This is a genomic window from Halorubrum distributum JCM 13561 (assembly GCF_000337395.1).
Lineage (GTDB): Archaea > Halobacteriota > Halobacteria > Halobacteriales > Haloferacaceae > Halorubrum > Halorubrum distributum.
In genome coordinates this window covers 80317-97088 of record NZ_AOJF01000055.1, presented here as the reverse complement: position 1 = coordinate 97088, position 16772 = coordinate 80317, and the positions used below count along the sequence as shown (strand labels likewise).

Annotated in this window: 17 protein-coding genes; 10 read left to right on the top strand and 7 right to left on the bottom strand. The window is 71.7% G+C overall.

Annotated features, from left to right (window positions below; genetic code table 11):
• Together gcvPA and gcvPB are read left to right on the top strand one after the other, a co-directional pair.
• On the top strand, nt 1-1154 hold a 1154-nt coding region (gene gcvPA / locus C470_RS13195), incomplete at its 5' end, for an aminomethyl-transferring glycine dehydrogenase subunit GcvPA (protein WP_008367829.1).
• Nucleotide 1155: 1 nt separating this feature from the next.
• Nucleotides 1156-2586 (top strand): aminomethyl-transferring glycine dehydrogenase subunit GcvPB, encoded by a 1431-nt coding sequence (gene gcvPB, locus C470_RS13190; RefSeq protein ID WP_004595292.1) that lies wholly within the window; start codon nt 1156-1158, stop codon nt 2584-2586.
• 32 nt (nt 2587-2618) lie between these two features.
• Here gcvPB and C470_RS13185 read toward each other — a convergent pair whose 3' ends face one another.
• Nucleotides 2619-3482 (bottom strand): helix-turn-helix domain-containing protein, encoded by an 864-nt coding sequence (locus C470_RS13185; protein WP_008367828.1) that lies wholly within the window; start codon nt 3480-3482, stop codon nt 2619-2621.
• Nucleotides 3483-3647: 165 nt separating this feature from the next.
• On the opposite strand from C470_RS13185, the gene C470_RS13180 reads away from it, so the two are divergent.
• The 5 genes from C470_RS13180 (at nt 3648) to C470_RS13160 (ending at nt 8752) form a co-directional block, all read left to right on the top strand.
• A complete protein-coding gene (locus C470_RS13180) occupies nt 3648-4874 on the top strand; it encodes a threonine synthase (protein WP_008367827.1) in 1227 nt (408 codons plus the stop codon).
• 79 nt (nt 4875-4953) lie between these two features.
• The gene (gnd, locus tag C470_RS13175; RefSeq protein WP_008367826.1) at nt 4954-5856 is read left to right on the top strand and encodes a phosphogluconate dehydrogenase (NAD(+)-dependent, decarboxylating); all 903 of its coding nucleotides are present in this window, start codon (nt 4954-4956) and stop codon (nt 5854-5856) included.
• A gap of 131 nt (nt 5857-5987) precedes the next feature.
• On the top strand, nt 5988-6776 hold the full coding sequence (locus C470_RS13170; protein WP_008367825.1) for a MarR family transcriptional regulator: 789 nt from the start codon (nt 5988-5990) through the stop codon (nt 6774-6776).
• Between the two features lie 82 nt (nt 6777-6858).
• Nucleotides 6859-7203 carry a DUF5802 family protein gene (locus C470_RS13165; RefSeq protein ID WP_008367824.1) on the top strand — a complete coding sequence of 115 codons (345 nt, stop codon included), beginning with the start codon at nt 6859-6861 and terminating at the stop codon, nt 7201-7203.
• Nucleotides 7204-7843: 640 nt separating this feature from the next.
• Nucleotides 7844-8752: a Vms1/Ankzf1 family peptidyl-tRNA hydrolase gene (locus tag C470_RS13160; protein WP_008367823.1), complete on the top strand. Its 909-nt coding sequence runs from the start codon at nt 7844-7846 to the stop codon at nt 8750-8752.
• 25 nt (nt 8753-8777) lie between these two features.
• Here the strand turns inward: C470_RS13160 and C470_RS13155 are convergent, their stop codons facing one another.
• From C470_RS13155 to C470_RS13135, 5 genes are all read right to left on the bottom strand, one after another.
• Nucleotides 8778-9191 carry a rhodanese-like domain-containing protein gene (locus C470_RS13155; protein WP_007345089.1) on the bottom strand — a complete coding sequence of 138 codons (414 nt, stop codon included), beginning with the start codon at nt 9189-9191 and terminating at the stop codon, nt 8778-8780.
• A complete protein-coding gene (locus C470_RS13150; RefSeq protein WP_004595303.1) occupies nt 9191-9517 on the bottom strand; it encodes a cupin domain-containing protein in 327 nt (108 codons plus the stop codon). The genes C470_RS13155 and C470_RS13150 overlap by 1 nt, the downstream gene beginning before the upstream one ends.
• Nucleotides 9518-9594: 77 nt before the next feature.
• Nucleotides 9595-10128, bottom strand: coding sequence for a cob(I)yrinic acid a,c-diamide adenosyltransferase (locus C470_RS13145; RefSeq protein WP_004595304.1), 534 nt, complete (start codon nt 10126-10128; stop codon nt 9595-9597).
• Nucleotides 10125-10364 carry a glutaredoxin family protein gene (locus C470_RS13140; RefSeq protein ID WP_008367822.1) on the bottom strand — a complete coding sequence of 80 codons (240 nt, stop codon included), beginning with the start codon at nt 10362-10364 and terminating at the stop codon, nt 10125-10127. Before C470_RS13140 ends, C470_RS13145 begins: the two co-directional genes overlap by 4 nt.
• Nucleotides 10365-10451: 87 nt before the next feature.
• Complete coding sequence (locus C470_RS13135) at nt 10452-10850, bottom strand: acyl-CoA thioesterase (RefSeq protein WP_007345090.1); 399 nt, start codon at nt 10848-10850, stop codon at nt 10452-10454.
• A gap of 117 nt (nt 10851-10967) precedes the next feature.
• Between C470_RS13135 and C470_RS13130 the strand changes: the two genes are divergently transcribed.
• Nucleotides 10968-11447: an Lrp/AsnC family transcriptional regulator gene (locus tag C470_RS13130; RefSeq protein WP_007345091.1), complete on the top strand. Its 480-nt coding sequence runs from the start codon at nt 10968-10970 to the stop codon at nt 11445-11447.
• A 27-nt stretch (nt 11448-11474) separates the two neighbouring features.
• On the opposite strand, the gene C470_RS13125 is transcribed toward C470_RS13130, so the two are convergent.
• The gene (locus C470_RS13125) at nt 11475-12491 is read right to left on the bottom strand and encodes an amidohydrolase family protein (RefSeq protein WP_008367821.1); all 1017 of its coding nucleotides are present in this window, start codon (nt 12489-12491) and stop codon (nt 11475-11477) included.
• A gap of 265 nt (nt 12492-12756) precedes the next feature.
• Here C470_RS13125 and C470_RS13120 point away from each other — a divergent pair, with 265 nt between their 5' ends.
• Together C470_RS13120 and C470_RS13115 are read left to right on the top strand one after the other, a co-directional pair.
• Nucleotides 12757-14244 (top strand): proton-conducting transporter transmembrane domain-containing protein, encoded by a 1488-nt coding sequence (locus tag C470_RS13120; RefSeq protein ID WP_008367820.1) that lies wholly within the window; start codon nt 12757-12759, stop codon nt 14242-14244.
• The gene (locus C470_RS13115) at nt 14234-16741 is read left to right on the top strand and encodes a DUF2309 domain-containing protein (RefSeq protein ID WP_008367819.1); all 2508 of its coding nucleotides are present in this window, start codon (nt 14234-14236) and stop codon (nt 16739-16741) included. The genes C470_RS13120 and C470_RS13115 overlap by 11 nt, the downstream gene beginning before the upstream one ends.
• The last annotated feature ends 31 nt before the right edge of the window (nt 16742-16772 follow it).

Here is a 16772-nt window from a genome sequence, read left to right as displayed (position 1 = left end):
GCGCCCGGGTCTTCGCGCGCAACGACGACCTCACGGAGTTCCTCGGCCGGGGCCACTACGGCCACTACGTGCCGAGCGTCGTCGACCACCTCGCGGACCGCGCGGAGTTCCTCACGAGCTACACCCAGTACCAGCCGGAGGTCTCGCAGGGGTTCCTCCAAGCGCTGTTCGAGTACCAGTCGATGCTGGTCGAGCTCACCGGGCTCGACGTCGCGAACTGCTCGATGTACGACGCCGCGACCGCGCTGGGCGAGGCCGCGACGCTCGCGGACCGCGTCCGGTCGACCTCGGGCGACACCGTCCTCGTCCCGGAACAGCTCCGTGAGGGGAAGCGCGCCGTCCTTGAGAACTACTGCGACGGCGCCGACCTGACCGTCGAGGCGTACCCGATGGCCGACGGGACCGCCGACGTCGACGCCCTCGCCGAGCGCGCGGGCGACGACGTCGTCATGCTGTACGCCGAGAGCCCGACCGTCCGCGGCTGTATCGAGGAGCGGCTCGCGGCGATCGGCGACCTCGCCGACGAGACGGACGCGCTGTTCGCGCTCGGCTCGGACGTCGTCGCGCTGTCGGTGCTCGAATCGCCCGCGGACGCCGGCGCCGACGTCGTCGTCGGCGAGGCCGGCTCGCTCGGCCTGCCGACCGCCTACGGGATGGGACTCGGGCTCTTCGCCTGTAGCGACGAGTTCCTGCGGCAGGTCCCCGGTCGCCTCGTCGGCGCGAGCGAGGACGCGAACGGCGACCGCGCGTACACGCTGACGCTCCAGACGCGCGAGCAGCACATCCGCAAGGAGCGCGCCACCTCGAACATCTGTACGAACCAGGCGTGGGTCGCGCTCCGCGCGGCGATCCACGCCGCGACGCTCGGCCCCGACGGCCTCGTCGACCTCGCGAACGACTCCGTCCGGGAGGCCGAGGCGCTGGCGGCGCGGATCAACGAGCTGTCCGGCGCGGCCGCCCCGGTCCACGACCGCCACCACTTCCGCGAGTTCGCGGTGCGGGTCGACCAGCCCGCGCCGGCCGTCGCCGAGGACTTGGAGGCCGAAGGATTCGCGGTCCACGCGATCGGCGAGCACCTGCTTCAGGTGTGCGTCACCGACCTCAACGCGGGAGAGACGGACGGGCTCGTCGCCGCCTTCGAGGAGGTGCTCTGAGATGATCCACGACCAGGCCAACTACGAGCGAGAGGGAGAGGACGTCCGCGAGCCGCTGCTCTCGGAGAAGGGGCAGGAGACCGTCGACGTTCGCGAGGACTCCCCGCTGCCCGACGACCTGACCCGCGAGGAGCTGACGCTGCCGAACCCCTCGGAGCCGGAGACGGCGCGCCACTACACCCGGCTCTCGCAGATGAACTGGGCGATCGACTCGGGGCCGTACCCGCTGGGGAGCTGCACGATGAAGTACAACCCCAAGTTCACCGAGGACGTGGCGGCGGACCCGAACGCGGCGATCCACCCCGACCGCTCCGCGCGCTCGGCGCAGGGGAACCTCGAGCTCCAGTACCGGCTCCAAGAGGTCCTCGCGGACATCGGCGGGATGGACGCGGTCACGCTCCAGCCGCCCGCGGGCGCCGCCGGCGAACTGACGGGGATCCTCGTCGCGAAGGCGTACCACGAACACCACGGCAACGACCGCTCGGAGGTCGTGATCCCGGCGTCGGCCCACGGGACGAACTTCGCGACCGCCGCGACCGCCGGCTACGACGTCGTCGAGCTCCCTTCGGGCGAGGACGGCCGCGTCGACCTCGAGGCGTTGGAGGCGGCCGTCGGCGACGACACCGCCGCCCTCATGCTCACGAACCCGAACACGGTCGGGCTCTTCGAGCGCGACATCACGGAGATCGCCGACATCGTCCACGACGCCGGCGGCCTGCTCTACTACGACGGCGCGAACCTCAACGCGCTGCTCGGCCGCGGGCGCCCCGGCGACATGGGGTTCGACGTGATGCACTACAACGTCCACAAGACGTTCGCGACGCCTCACGGCGGCGGCGGTCCCGGCGCCGGCCCGGTCGGCGTCGTCGACGAGCTGGCGCCGTTCCTCCCGACGCCCCGCGTCCGCGAGGCGGCGGAGGGGTCGGGGTACGAGCGGTTCGAGCCGGCCCACACGATCGGAAAGGTCCACGGGTTCGCCGGCAACTGGCACGTGTCGATCAAGGCGTACGCCTACATCGCCCGCCTCGGCGACGAGGGGCTGTCGGACGCGGCCGCGAAGGCCGTCCTCAACGCGAACTACCTCGCCGAGCGGATCGACCTGGACGTGCCCTTCGGCCCGTTCCACCACGAGTTCGCCGCGACCGCGGGCGACCGCGACGCGGCCGACGTCGCCAAGCGCATGCTCGACTTCGGCGTCCACCCGCCGACGACGAAGTGGCCGGAGATGGTGCCGGAGGCGATGCTGACCGAGCCGACCGAGATCGAGGGGCAGTCCTCGCTCGACGACCTCGCGGAGGCGTTTAACCTCGCGTACGCCGACACCGACGAGGCGCTCGACGCGGCCCCGAACCGGACGGCCGCGGGCCGGATCGACCAGGTCGGCGCCGCGCGGAACCCGCGGCTCTCGTGGCAGGCGCTCGACGAGGCGTAGCCGCTCGGGCGCGGGAAGGGAGATCGACCGCGTCAGGGCTCGGTCGCCGCCGACCGCACCGGCTCCTCGCGGTCGCGGGCTTCGAGCTCGTCCGCGTCGCGGTCGTCGCTGAACTCTTTGTCCTCGCTGTCGTCCGCGTCGCGGTCGTCACCGTCGAACTCCTCGCCGTCGAACGCCGCCGTCCGGGGGGACTCGGCCTCGCCGGCCGCGGCCCCCTCGGCGTTCGACTCCGAAGCGAACGGGCCCTCACCGTCGACGAACCGGCGCATCACCCGTCCCTCGGCGCGGTGGAGCGTCTCGCTACACGTCGACTTCGCGATCCCGTTCGCCTCGGCCAACTCCGTGAGCGTACACCGGCGGGGGGTGTCGTAGTACCCCGCCCTGACCGCCTCGAAGACGAGGTCGCGCTGGGCCTCGGTGAGCGTCCGGTCCGGGTCGTCACCACCCGTAGCGGCGACGCCGACCGTCATCCCGTCGCCCGCGAGCCGGCGGCCGAACGCCTCGATCCGGCCCCGGTCGCCGACGACGGTCACCGCCGCGCGGCCGTCGACGACCTCGACCGTCGACTCGATCGGGAGGCCCACCGCGCGCGCCGCGGGGAGGTACGCGGGGGCCCGTCCGACCACTCGGAGCGTGCGGACGTCCCCGCGGCGCTCGACCGCAGTCGCGCGCGAGACGTGCTCGTGGTCGCGGAGCGCCGCCTCGACGCGGTCCCTGTCGGTGCCGCCGACGCGGACGGTCGCGGCCACCGCCGGGTCCCCGTCGGTCGGCTGCCGGTCGTCGCCGTCGACCGCGATCGTCTCCGCGACCCGGAGCGTCGCCGCGGGGACGCGCCGGGAGACGTCCCCGAGCCACGATCCGGTCGGGAGGTCCAACCGCAGGTCGGTTCGGCTCATCGGTCCCACCTCGGTTCCCCCGGCGGATCGGGCGCGGTCGCTGATGTGGGCATCTCGTATGCGGATACGACGGCGGGCTCCCTCGGCGTACCCCTTCATACGTTTCGACCCTAAGTACCCGCCGCGACCACAGCACCGAAGTTTCCGGCACGCGAGCGCGGACCCATGGAGACCACAGAGGCGTTCATCGGCCTGACCTGCGTCGACTGCGGGGAGACGTTCGACGCCGAGGCGGCGACCCACCGCTGTCCCGACTGCGACGGGATCCTCGACCCCGACTACGACTACGACCGGATCGACCTGACGCCGGAGACGCTCGACGCGCGCCCGGACGGGTCGATGTGGCGGTACGCCGAACTCCTCCCGTTCCCGGCCGAGACGGCGGTGTCACTCGGCGAGGGCGCCACGCCGCTCGTCGAGTGCCCGTCGCTGGCGGACGCGATGGGCGTCGGCCGCGTCCTCCTGAAAGACGAGGGGGCGAACCCCACGGGGACGTTCAAGGACCGCGGGCAGTCGGCCGCGATGACGGCCGCGCGCGAGCACGGCGCGAGCGAGGTCGCGCTGAACAGCGCCGGCAACGCGGGGCAGGCGGCCGCGGCGTACGCGGCCCGCGCGGACCTCGACGCGCACGTGTTCCTCCCCTCGCGGGCCGGATTCACCCAGAAGGCGATGACGGAGGTCCACGGCGCGGACCTCACCGTCACCGACCCGATCGACGGGAACTCCCAGATCGGCGACGCGGGGAAGGCGTACGCCGAGGCGATAGAGGAGCATCCGGAGTGGTACTCGACGAAGACGTTCGTCACGCCGTACCGCCACGAGGGGAAGAAGACGATGGCGCTGGAGCTGTTGGCCCAGCTCGACTGGGAGGCGCCCGACGGCGTCGTCTACCCGACCGGCGGGGGCGTCGGGCTGGTGGGGATGCACAAGGCGGCCCGGGAGGCCCGTGACCTGGGGTGGACCGACGAGCTGGTCCCGATGTACGCCGCGCAGGCCGCGGGCTGCGCCCCGGTCGTCGACGCCTACGAGTCGGGCGCCGACCGGCACGAGCCGCTCGACGACGACGAGGTCGACACGGCCTGTAACGGGATCGCGATCCCGGACCCGGGGGCGAGCCACCTCATCCTGAATGCGGTCCGCGAGTCCGGCGGCGGGGCGGTGGCGACGACCGACCGGGAGATCCTCGACGCCGCGATCGATGTCGCGCGGCGCGAGGGGCTGGAGGTCGGTGCCACCTGCGCGGCCGCCGTCTCGGGGGCGTTCGCGCTCGCGGAGTCGGGAGAGTTCGGCCCCGACGACACGGTCGTCCTGTTGAACACCGGCGCGGGCAACAAGGACGTCGACGCGCTGCGCGCGCACCTCGGCGAGCGGGAGGCAGAGGCGGGCGAGTAAGGGAGAGGCAGACGTCCCTCTCCACGGGCCGAGGCGTCGAACCGGAACCACTACGGCGGGGGGTCGCCACCCCTCGCGCATGGAACTCGGCGTCATCGGACTCGGGCGGATGGGGCAGATCGTCGCGAACCGGTCGCTGGAGGCGGGCCACGACGTGGTCGCGTTCGACCTCTCGGCGGAGGCGACCGCGGAAGCGGCGGCGGCGGGCGCGGAGCCGGCCGATTCGGTGGCCGACCTGTGTGACCGGTTGGGAAGCGACAAGCGCATCTGGCTGATGGTGCCCGCGGGCGACGCGGTCGACGCCACGCTCGCGGACCTGGAGCCGCACCTCGACGGCGAGGACGTCGTCGTCGACGGCGGTAACTCCCACTTCGAGGAGTCGGTGCGCCGCGCCGAGGGGACGGACGCCGCGTACCTCGACTGCGGCACCTCCGGCGGGCCCGCGAGCGCGGAGGCGGGCTTCTCGCTGATGATCGGCGGCCCGGCGTGGGCCTACGAGGAGTTCGTGCCGGTGTTCGACGCGGTGGCGACCGGCCCGGACGGCCACGACCGCATGGGCGAGTCGGGCTCGGGCCACTACGTGAAGATGGTCCACAACGGCGTTGAGTACGCGCTGATGCAGGCGTACGGCGAGGGGTTCGAGCTGCTCGCCGACGGGCGCTACGACCTCGACATGGAGTCGGTGGCGCGCACTTGGAACAACGGCGCCGTGATCCGGTCGTGGCTGCTGGAGCTCTGCGAGGAGGCGTTCCGCGAGGAGGGGTCGGACCTCGGCGACGTGGCGGACCACGTCGCGGGCGGCTCGACGGGCACGTGGACGGTTCAGGAGGCGCTCGAACAGGAGGTTCCCGTCCCCATCATTTATCAGGCGCTCGCGGAGCGGTTCGACTCGCGCAACGAGGGGCGCTTCTCGCGCCGGCTCGCGAACCGGCTCCGGTACGGGTTCGGGCGCCACGAGGTCGCGCGGCGCGACGACGCGTAGCCGTCCCGGCGCGCGCGGCATCGGCGTGTAGCCGTCCCGACGCGCGCGGCATCGGCGCGACGGTCCCCGCACGCGGCGTGACGTCCTCTTCAAGCGACACGTATTACTGAAGGCTGTCCGACAGTTCACACGTGCTCGACCTCGCCTTCAGTCGTCGGCAGTACCTCGTCCACCTCGCAGACGGTCCCGCGCGGATCCGGGACCTCGTCGACGCGTTCGAGCACTCCAGGTCGACGGTCAACCGAGCGGTCCGGGCCCTCGAAGCGGACGGGCTCGTCGAGCGCGGCGCGGACGGCTACGAGGCGACGTACGCCGGCCGGATCCTGTTGGACACCGTCGACGAGGCGGTCGCGGTCGCGGAGGCGGTCGAGACCGCGAACGGCGTCCTCAACGAGCTCCCGTCGTCGCCGCGGAACCACCGGTTCTTCGCGGACGCCGAGGTGGTGACGATAGCCGAGACGCCGCCGGCGACGGTGCTGTCCCGGCTTCAGCGCGTCGCCGAAGCCGCCGACCGGCTCCGGGGCGCGTCGATCGCCGCCAACGACGAGCAGTTCGTTTCGACGCTGTACCGCCGCACCGTCGTCGAGGGGTCGCTGGAGCTGTCGTACGTCCTGACGGAGTCGGTCGCGGACTACCTGGCCGCGGAGAGCCCGGAGCGGGCGCGCTCCATCGTCGAGGCCGAGGTTGAGGTGAGCGTCGTCACCGACCTCCCGTTCGCGTGGTACCTGAGCACCGTCGACGGCCGGACGACGGCGTACCTCGCGATCCACGGCGACAAGGGCAACTTCCTCGGGTACGCCGCGAACGACGACTCGGACGCCGTGGCGTGGCTCGCCGACCTGTTCGAGGCCGAGCGCGAGCGCGGCACGCCGCTGGCGGCGTACTACCGGGCGAACGACGGCGACGCGCTCGCTCCGTAGCGGACGTCCCGGCCGAATCTCAGCGCGCGCGAGCCGCGGGAAACGCTTATATACAGTCATGGCAGAGAGTAACACCCATAGAATGTTCGAGCGATTCTCGAGCGGCTACTACCTGGGGGAACTGTACGTGGAACCCCGCGACGGCGAGCGCGCCGTCATCCAGCGGGCGGACCACGAGCACGTCAACGAGCAGCTGTACGCGGACGGCGAGGGGGTCGAGCGACTCGACGCCCCCCTCGTCATGAAAGTCGACGGGGGCCACATTCCGGTCGCCGGCGACGACGACGTCCCGAGCGGGACGCTCGCGATTCCGCGGGAGCTCGCCGACGAGACGCTCCCGGACCGCCGGAACGTGCTGTTGGCGGACGCGGACCGCGCCGAGAAGCTGCTGCGCTGGGAGGGGTGGGAGCCGTTCGTGAACGCGTGATACGCGGAAAGTGACTCCGTTTTTCGGGGGAACAATAGTGTCTATTTATAAATGCGCAGCTGGACTCCAGCGGCGACCTCCTCCGAATCCTCAGCCGTTTGTTTATAAATAGTTGCTACCACACTGACGGACCACACCGCCAAAGCCCCAACCGCTCGGCGATACACAGCCACTGTTGCGACGAACACCGCCAAAGCCCCAGCCGCTCGGCGATACACAGCCACTGTTGCGACGAACACCNGCCACTGTTGCGACGAACACCGCCAAAGCCCCAGCCGCTCGGCGATACACAGCCACTGTTGCGACGAACACCGCCAAAGCCCCAGCCGCGAGGACTCGCACGACTCGCTGCGCTCCTCGGTCGCTCACTTCGTTCGCTCCCTGCGGTGCTTACGTCGTCGGGCTTCGTCCTCGCGGCTGCCCCTTTGAGTCCCGCCCCGCACCGCACGGCACCGCGCCTCACGCCTCCCCAGCCTCGTCGCGGCCGCTTAAAAGCGGCCGCGACTCCCTCGCGCGTGCGGTTCGCGCCCTCCGGGCGCTCACCGGCACGCGCCACCGCACGGCATTCATTTATAAGTGAGTTCGACCACGTCGCCGCCGCAGACGCACCTTTTAGGTCGCAGGGGGTCGCGGATTCGGTATGATCGACAGGCTGCTCGGGCGCGCCGAGCTGAAGGAACGCATCGAGGAGCTGGAGGAGGAGAAGCGCCACCTCGAACGCCGCGCCGAGGCCGAGGAGGAGCGGCGCTCCGACGCGGTCGCCGACCGCCAGCGCGCCGAGGAGCGCGTCAACGAACTCGAACACCGGATCGAGTCGCTCGAAGAGCGGTTGGAGCGCGCCGAGGGGACCGAGGCGTCCGTCGAGTTCCGGCGCGTGAGCGACCGCAGCGGCTCGCGGCTGGCCGACGTGCTCGACCGCTTTCGGAGCGTCGAGAGCGACGACCCCGAGGGGCTACTTGCGGCGTACGTCCCGGACGCCGACTCGGTTCCGGCGACCGTCTCGGACTGGTTCGGCGACCGCACGGAACTGGTCCGGCGCGCCGCGCCCGCGGTCGTCCTCGCCGACGACACCGGCGCCGTGAGCGCGGCGCTGACCCCGCCGATCGAACCGGAACCGTTCGACCGCTGGGGCGATGAATTTCGGCTCGACGACGCGTGGTTCCGCCCGACCGGCCGATTCGCGTTCGCGCTGGTCCGTTCCGACGTGTTCGCCGTCGGCACCTACGAGGGCGACGAGCGGGTCGCCTTCGAGGGGTTCACCAGCGACGTGAAGGAGGCGCACTCGAAGGGCGGCTTCTCGCAGGGGCGCTTCGAGCGCCGCCGCGAGGGACAGATCGACGACCACCTGAAGAAGGCGAACGAGGCGCTCGCCGATGTCGCCGATGGGGACGACGTCGACCGCGTGATCGCCGTCGGCGAGCGCAGCGTCCTCGGCCGGGTGCGAGACCGCGCCGATGTGACGGACGTCTCCGACGCCACCGGGAAGCCGGAGGCGGCGCTCGACGACGCGTTCCGCGACTTCTGGCGAGTCCGCGTCCGCGCGATCTGAGCCATTTAAAAGGGGCCGCCGCGCGTCAGAAGGGCGATTCGGGACCTTCGTCCGGGTCGGCGTCGGGGTTCTCCGATTCGGTCAGCTCACCGATCTCCCGTTCCCACGCCTCGATGCCGCCGCGGAGGCTCTCGACGCGCGCGTCCTGCGTGCCCTCGTAGCTGCCGATCAGCTGGGCCGCCTGCTGGCTGGCGACGCCGTGCGGACAGACGGTGACGATCCGCTCTGCTCCCTCGAGCTCCGCGATCCGACTCGTCAGCTCCGGGAACGGGATGCACTCGCTGTCGGGGAGGTGGCCGCGGTCGAACGCGCGCTGGTCGCGGATGTCGACGATACGGAGCGGTTCGGATTCGTCGTCGTCGCCGTCGGTGTCGTCCGCGGGGCCGTCGCGCTCGTCGAACAGCGCCGACAGCTCCTCGGGGTCGATTTCGCCGTCCATCAGGGGAGGGGGGCGAGAGTGGCCGTGAGCACGGCCCGGTCGTCGGTGTCGTTGCGGGCGCCGTGGACCGCGCCCCGCTCGTTCGGCACCACCGCGGGCGCCGCGAGCGCCGCTTCCTCGTCGTCGCGGACCACGGTCGGTTCGCCCTCCACCACGTGGAACACGTTCGTGGCGTCGGCGTGTTCGTGGGGGTCGACCGCCGCGTCCGGCCCGAGGACGAACGCCTTCACGAGCACGTCGTCGGTGACGACGAGCTCCGCGGTCTCGACCTCGCCGGGTGCCGGGTCGAGACCGGAGACCGCCGTCGCGTAGCTGTCGAGCGTCATACCCGCACCTCGCGCGGGACGGGGAAAAATCGCGCGCTCGGGACCCGGGCCGCCCCCGCGGTCGAAACGGCGCGGGCTCAGTACGAGGGCGACTCCTCCGGCTCGCCGTCGCGCGCGTTGACGACCCTCCCGAGGGTGAAGAGGAGGTCCGAGAGCCGGTTGAGGTAAGTGACGACGGCCTCGTTTATCGGCTCCGAGCGCGCGAGGTCGACGACGCGGCGCTCCGCCCGTCGCGCCACGGCGCGCGCGTGGTGGAGCGCCGCCCCCGCCTCGCCGCCGCCGGGCAGGATGAACGACGTGAGCGGCTCCAGCTCCTCGTCGAACGCGTCGATGTGCGCCTCTAACGCCTCGGTGTGTTCGCTCTCGACCTGCGGGTCCTCCGGGTCGGGATCGGGGTTCGCGAGGTCCGCCTGGACGATGTGGAGGTGGTTCTGGATCGTCTCCAGCAGGTCGTCCACGTCGTCGTGGCCCGTCGGGCGAATCGTGCCGAGCAGCGCGTTCGCCTCGTCGACGGAGCCGTACGCCTCGATGCGGTGGCTCGACTTCGACACCCGGCTCATGTCCCGGAGGTCGGTCTCGCCCTCGTCGCCGCGGCCGGTGTAGATGCTCATGCGAGGGTCCTCTCGACGTACTCGACGATGTTCGCGCTCTCCGCCATCGTCACGCCGCGCTCCTCGTCGACGAGGACGGGGACGCCGCGCTGGCCGCTGACGCGCTTGACCCCATTCCGGTCGGAGTGAAGCGCCTCCACCCACTCCGTCTCGTACTCGACGCCGGCCTCGTCTAACGCCTCGGCGGCCGTCTCGCAGAACGGACACCCGTCGAGGGCGTACAGTCGAACGCTCATACCGATCGATCCGTCCGCGCCGTCAAGAAGGTGTGCGTCCGCGCCTCCCTCCGCCGCGACCGCGGCGCGGAGCCTCGCCCGAGCGCCTCACAGGTCGTGGTACGACTCCATCGCGGCCCGGTGTTCCTCCGGGATGGGTGCGGGGTCCCCCGTCTCCGGGTCGAGGGAGACGAGCGTCGCCTCGGCCTCCGCGGCCGCCTCGCCGCCGGCCCGGACCTCGTGGACCATCGTCGCGCTCGACCGCCCGAGGTCGGCCACGTCGACGGTGACGGTGACCTCGCCGTCGACGAGCTCGACCGGCCGCCGGAAGTCGATCGAGATCGACGCCAGCACGGTCGACACGCGCGAGAGGTCGGCGTCGAGGACGTCGCTGAAGTACCGCGTCCGCGCCTGCTCGATGTACGTCGCGTAGACGGCGTTGTTGACGTGGCCCATCGCGTCGATGTCGCGGAACCGCACGTCGATGTCCGCGGTGTACGTACCCATATCCGACCCACTGGCGGGGATCGTATGTAGGCGTCGGGATCGGGACGACCGCGGCCGAAAACGCGGACGTGGCGGTCTCGACAACGTATAAAACGGCCGCGCGTCTATCACCGCGGTATGGATAACGGCGCGATAGACGACGTCGACAGGGCGATCCTGTACGCGCTACAGGAGGACGCACGGAACACGTCGTCCGGGGACGTCGCGGAGCGGACCGGCACCTCGGACAGCACCGTCCGCAAGCGGATTCAGCGGCTCGAATCCGAGGGGGTGATCAAGGGGTACAGCGCCAGCGTCGACTACCAGCGGTCGGGGTACCCCCTCCGGATGCTGCTCTACTGCACCGCGTCGATTCCGGAGCGCGGCGAGCTCATCCCGGACATCCTCGACATCGACGGCGTCGTGTCGGTCCAGGAGCTCGTCACCGGCGAGCAGAACCTCCTCGTGACCGTGGTCGGCGAGTCGGACGACGACATCACGCCGGTGGCGCAGGCGCTCCTCGACATGGGCGTCACCGTCGCCGACGAGGTACTCGTGCGGACCCACGAGACGACCCCGTTCGGTGAGTTCGACGTCGAGCGGAACGGCGAGGATTGACCGAGGCGGGGCGAGCCGAGGACGCGATCAGACGAGGACGCGCTCGACGTCCAGCGCGGTCGCCCGCCGAACGACCGCTGCCACCGGGTCTTCGGTGCCGGAGAGGTTGTTCGAGTCGCCGTCGAGGACGAGGAGCGCCGCCCGCCGGCCCGGTTCGACGACCCCGCAGTCCAGGCCGGCGATCTCGGCGCCCGCGGCGGTGGCCATCCGCAGCACCTCCCGGTCGGTGACGTCGAACCGCTTCGCCGCGGTCGCCATCTCCCGGAACATCGACGGTTGGTTCAGCATGACGTTGTCCGTGCCGAGCGCGACCGTCGTGTGATCGAGCAGCTCCCGAATCGGCGGCTTTCCGACGTCGAGGACCGCGTTCGCTCGCGGACAGACCGCGACCGGAACGGACTGGTCCGCGACCCGCTCCAAGTGGTCCGCCTCGGCGTGGACCATGTGAACGAGGAGGTCCGGGTCCAACTCGAGCGCCGGGTGGATGTCGGTCGCGTCCGGCTCGCCCGCGTGGATCGCGAACGGCCGGCCGCGCTCCTCGCAGGCGGCGCGCTCGGCGGCGAAGTCGTCGTCGTTCGCCCCGGAGGCGCCGTACCCGTCGGCGACGTCGAGGACGGACGGGTCGCCGCTCCCGAGGACGAACGGGTCGACGCCCGTGCCTTCGGCCGCGTCGCGGAGCGCCCGCGCCCCGGGAGGCCCCGACTCCCGGAAGTCGAGACAGGAGACCGTGCCGGTCCGCCGCATGAACCGGAGGGTCCGCCGCATCGCCGACACCAGTTCGTCGCGGTCGGCGGCCGCCAGTCGGCGGTGTTTCAGACTGTCCGGCGGCGCCACGGCCTCGTCGAGCGAGAGGCCGACCGCCGCATCCTTCGCGACGGAGTCCCCGAGATGGGTGTGCGCGTTGACGAACGCCGGCAGCACGATGTCCGTCGAGTCGGTGGCCGCCTCCTCGACGGCCTCGATCCGCCCGTCGTCGACGACGACGCGCCCGCTGACGGGGTCGAACGACTCGCCGGCGAGGACGGTCCCCGAGAGTTCCTCCATACCGGCCTTCCGAACTCGGGAACGATATGATTTCCTGAGTGGCGGCGGCGAACGGTTCGTGAACGCGCCCCGTCGCCGGGCCGACGCGCTCGCCGCTCACCAGCCGCTCCGATAAACATAATGTTCTATAATTTTGTTTATTCGAACGTTTTGTGAACACAGACAGTTTTAATAGACATTGTGTTCTCAAACCAGGGTAGACACGACCGATACCGGATCCGGGGGCGCTCCGGACGCCGGCCGCGGTCGCGTGACTGGTCGAACGATGTCAGGACGCACCTCGAAACCGACGGTCGGAGCGCTCCGGGAGACGGCCGAGTCGTCGGCCGTTCCCGTCGCACTAACGCGGCTCGCGTGGACGCTGTTCGCCGCGAGCGTCGCCGCGCTCGTCGCCCACGTCCGACTCGGCGGGCCGTGGGAGATCCCCGGCGCCGTCGCCGTCGACGGGCTGACCGTCCTGCTGTGGGTCGTCGCGACGTTCTTCAGCGGGATCGTCCACAGCTACTCGCGCCGCTACATGGCGGGGAGCGCCCACGAGGCCGACTTCTTCCTCGGGGTCTTCGGGTTCACGCTCGCCGTGATGGCGCTCGTCGCGGCCGACCACGTCGCGCTGTTCTGGTGCTTTTGGCTGGCGATGGGGCTCCTGATGGCCCGGCTCATCGGCACCGTCGACGGCTGGCCGCAGGCCCGGGCCGCCGCGAGCGTCGCCCGCCGGTACTTCCTCGCCAGCAGCGCACTGCTCGGCGTCGCCGTGACGGCGCTGTGGTGGGCGACCGGCGCGACGACGGTCTCCGGTATCGCCGCGGGCGCCGACGCCCTCGGCGGGCCCGCGTGGCTCGTCGCCGGCGCAGCGCTCGTCCTCGCGGCGATGATCCAGTCGGCGCTCGTCCCGTTCCACGGCTGGCTGCTCTCCTCGATGACCGCCCCCACGCCGGCGTCGGCGCTGATGCACGCCGGGTTCGTCAACGCGGGCGGCATCCTGTTGACCCGCTTCGCGCCGGTCGTGACCGTCGAGACCGGGCTCATGCTCGCTATCGTGGTCGTCGGCGCCGCGAGCGCGCTGGCCGGAAAGCTGCTCAAAACCGTTCGGTCGGACGTCAAGGGCGAACTGGGCTGTTCGACGGTCGGCCAGATGGGCTTCATGATCGTCCAAGCCGGGCTCGGCTTCTTCGCCGCCGCCGTCACGCACCTCGTCTTACACGGCTTCTACAAGGCGTACCACTTCCTGAGCGCGGGTGACGAGGTCGAGCACGCGGCCCCGAGCGAGGACGGACACGAGCCCGACGGGACGGGCGTCGCCGGCGCGGTCGTCGTGCTGGCGACCGGAGTCGCGGGCGGCGCGACGTTCGCGCTCCTGACGGGGAAGGGGACGAGCGTCGACAGCGGGCTGCTGCTCGCCGGGTTCGTGACGCTCACGACGCTCCACGCGGCCCGGAGCGCCGTCCGCCGGACCGGCCTCTCGACGGCGGCCCGCTACGGGGCGGTCCCGCTGGTCGCGCTCCCCGCGATCGCCGTGTACGCGCTCGCGTACAGGGCCGTCTCGGGGCTGCTCGCCGGGGTGCCGCTCGTCTCTGCCCCGACAGAGCTGACCGCGCTCCACGCGCTCGTCGCCGTCGCCTTCCTCGCCGCGTACGTCGGGATCGAGACCGGCGTCCACGAGCGGAGCGAGCGCCTCTACGTCGCGCTCACGAACGCGGGGCAACCCGCACCGGACACCCTCCTGACCGCCACGGAGGAGTACGATGAACGCTGAATCCACCACCGGAGACGACGCGGACGCAACGGGACGCGACGGAAACACGGTCGAAGACGAGATCGACGCGGCCGCGAGCGCCGTCGGCTCGGTCTGGCCGGTCCACTCGTTCGTGACCGCGAACCCCCTCGCCGGCTTCGAGGACCGGCCGTTCGACGAGGCGGTGAGCCGGGCGGCGGGCCTCCTCGGCGGCCGCGGCTACCCGCGCGCGAAGACGTTCCGGGCGGCCCTCGACGAGGGACGGATCGCCCCCGAGCTGCTCGACGCGGAACTGACCGACCGGGGCTACGATGCCGACCCCGAGGCCCTGCTGGAGCGGCTGGAGACCGCCGAGGAGACGGACGAGTCGGGCGGGGCCGGCGGGACGGAAGGGGCGGCCCCCGCCGCCGAGCGCGTCGACCGCGTGCTAACGAAGTGGCTGTCGGCGTTCCTCGACGAAGGGCGGGCGGAGTGGGCGATGCCGAACCGCGAGGCGGGGTTCTACGAGGCGTTCCGCTCGGTGGCCGCGTACGACGACGAAATTCCGAATACGGGACTCGCCGCCGACCTGCCGGCGTCGCCGACCGAGGCGATCGAGGCCGCGCTGGCACCGTATCCCCGCGACCGCTGGGAGGCCGTCTTCGAGGCGCAGCTCGCCGCGCTCCCCGGGTGGACCGGTCTGCTCACGCGGCGCGCCGAGGACGGCGGCGCGTGGCAGTCCGCGTACCCGATCACGCCTGCGGGGTACCTCGCGGCGCGGCTGGCGCTGGCGGACGCCTTCGGGGTCGATCTCTCGCCGCCCGAGGAGTCCGACGAGCCGGCGGTCGAACCGAGCGACGAGATCGCCGACGCGTTTCTGAGCGCGTGGGAGGCGACCTACCGCGACGGGCTCGTCGAGCGGGTCGCCGCGGAGGGCGAGGCGCGCGACCGGGGGAGCGAAGCACGTGGGAAGGACGGGGCCCGCGCCGACGGCGGCGCGTCGGGTCGCCCGGACGCCCAGCTGGTCTTCTGTATCGACACCCGCTCGGAGGTGATCCGCCGGCACGTCGAGGCGACCGGCGATTACGAGACGCACGGGTACGCCGGCTTCTTCGGCGTCCCGATGGAGTACACCGGGTACGACACCGACGTGTCCGTCGAGGCGTGTCCACCGATCGTCGACCCGCAACACCGCGTCTCCGAGGTCCCGGGCGACGACGACGCGCGGGCGAGCCGCGACCGCTGGGCCGACCTCCGCGAGGCCGCCGGCGAGGTGGTCGAGACGCTGCGGTCGAACCCCGCCACCGCGTTCAGCTTCGTCGAGGGCGCCGGGAGCGGGTACGGCCTCGCGCTCGCGGCGCGCACGCTCGTTCCCGGCCGGGTGCGCGACCTGCTCGCCGGCGCCGACGACGCGGTGCCCGACGACCACGAGTTCTGCGAGCCCGGCGTCCACGAGCACGACGCCTCCAATGAGGGGCTTCCGACGGGACTGACCCGCGACGAGCGGGTCGAGTACGCCGCGACCGCGTTCGAGCTGATGGGGTGGGAGGCGTTCGGTCGCCTCGTCGTCTTCGCGGGCCACGCGGCCGAGACGGCGAACAATCCCTACGACTCCAGCCTCGACTGCGGCGCCTGCGCCGGCAACCCGGGCGGCCCGAACGCCCGCGCGCTCGCCGCGATCTGTAACGACTCGGAGGTGAGGGCGGGGCTGCGCGAGCGCGGCATCGACGTGCCCGACGACACCGTCTTCCTCGCAGCCGAACACAACACCACGACCGACGAGATCGAACTGTACGACGGCGACGTGCCGGACTCGCACGCCGCGGACCTCGACCGGCTGCGCGCGGACCTTGAGGTCTCGCGCGGGCGCGCAGCACGCGAGCGCACCGGGCAAGAGGCCGAGGAGTCGGCCGTCCGCGAGACCGAGCGCCGCGCCGCCGACTGGGCCGAGACGCGCCCCGAGTGGGGGCTGGCGGGCAACGCCGGCTTCGTCGTCGGTCCCCGCGAGCTGACGAGCGGCCTCGACCTCGACGGGCGCGTCTTTCTCCACTCGTACGACTGGTCGACCGACCCGGACGGCGACGCGCTCGAAGCGATCCTGACCGGCCCGATGGTCGTCACGCAGTGGATCAACGCGCAGTACTACTTCTCGACGGTCGACAACGCGGCGTACGGGAGCGGGTCGAAGGCGACCCACAATCCCGTCGGCAACGTCGGCGTCTACCAGGGCAACGGCGGCGACCTCATGACGGGCCTCCCGCTCCAGTCGGTCAAGGCCGCCGCCGGCGAGCCGTACCACCAGCCGCTCCGGCTCTCGACGGTCGTCCACGCGCCGGTCGACCGCGTCACGGAGGTCTTGGCCGACAACGAGGCGGTGACCGGCCTGCTGGACAACGACTGGCTCTCGCTGACGGTCGTCGACCCGACGCGCGACCACCGCGCCTTCGAGTACGAGGAGGAACTGGCGTGGGCGCCGGTTCCCGAAGCGGCCGAAGCGCACGCGGAGCCGCGCACGGCCCCCGCCGTGGCGGACGACTGAGGTCACAGCCCGCTCGACGAGGGTGCGCCGC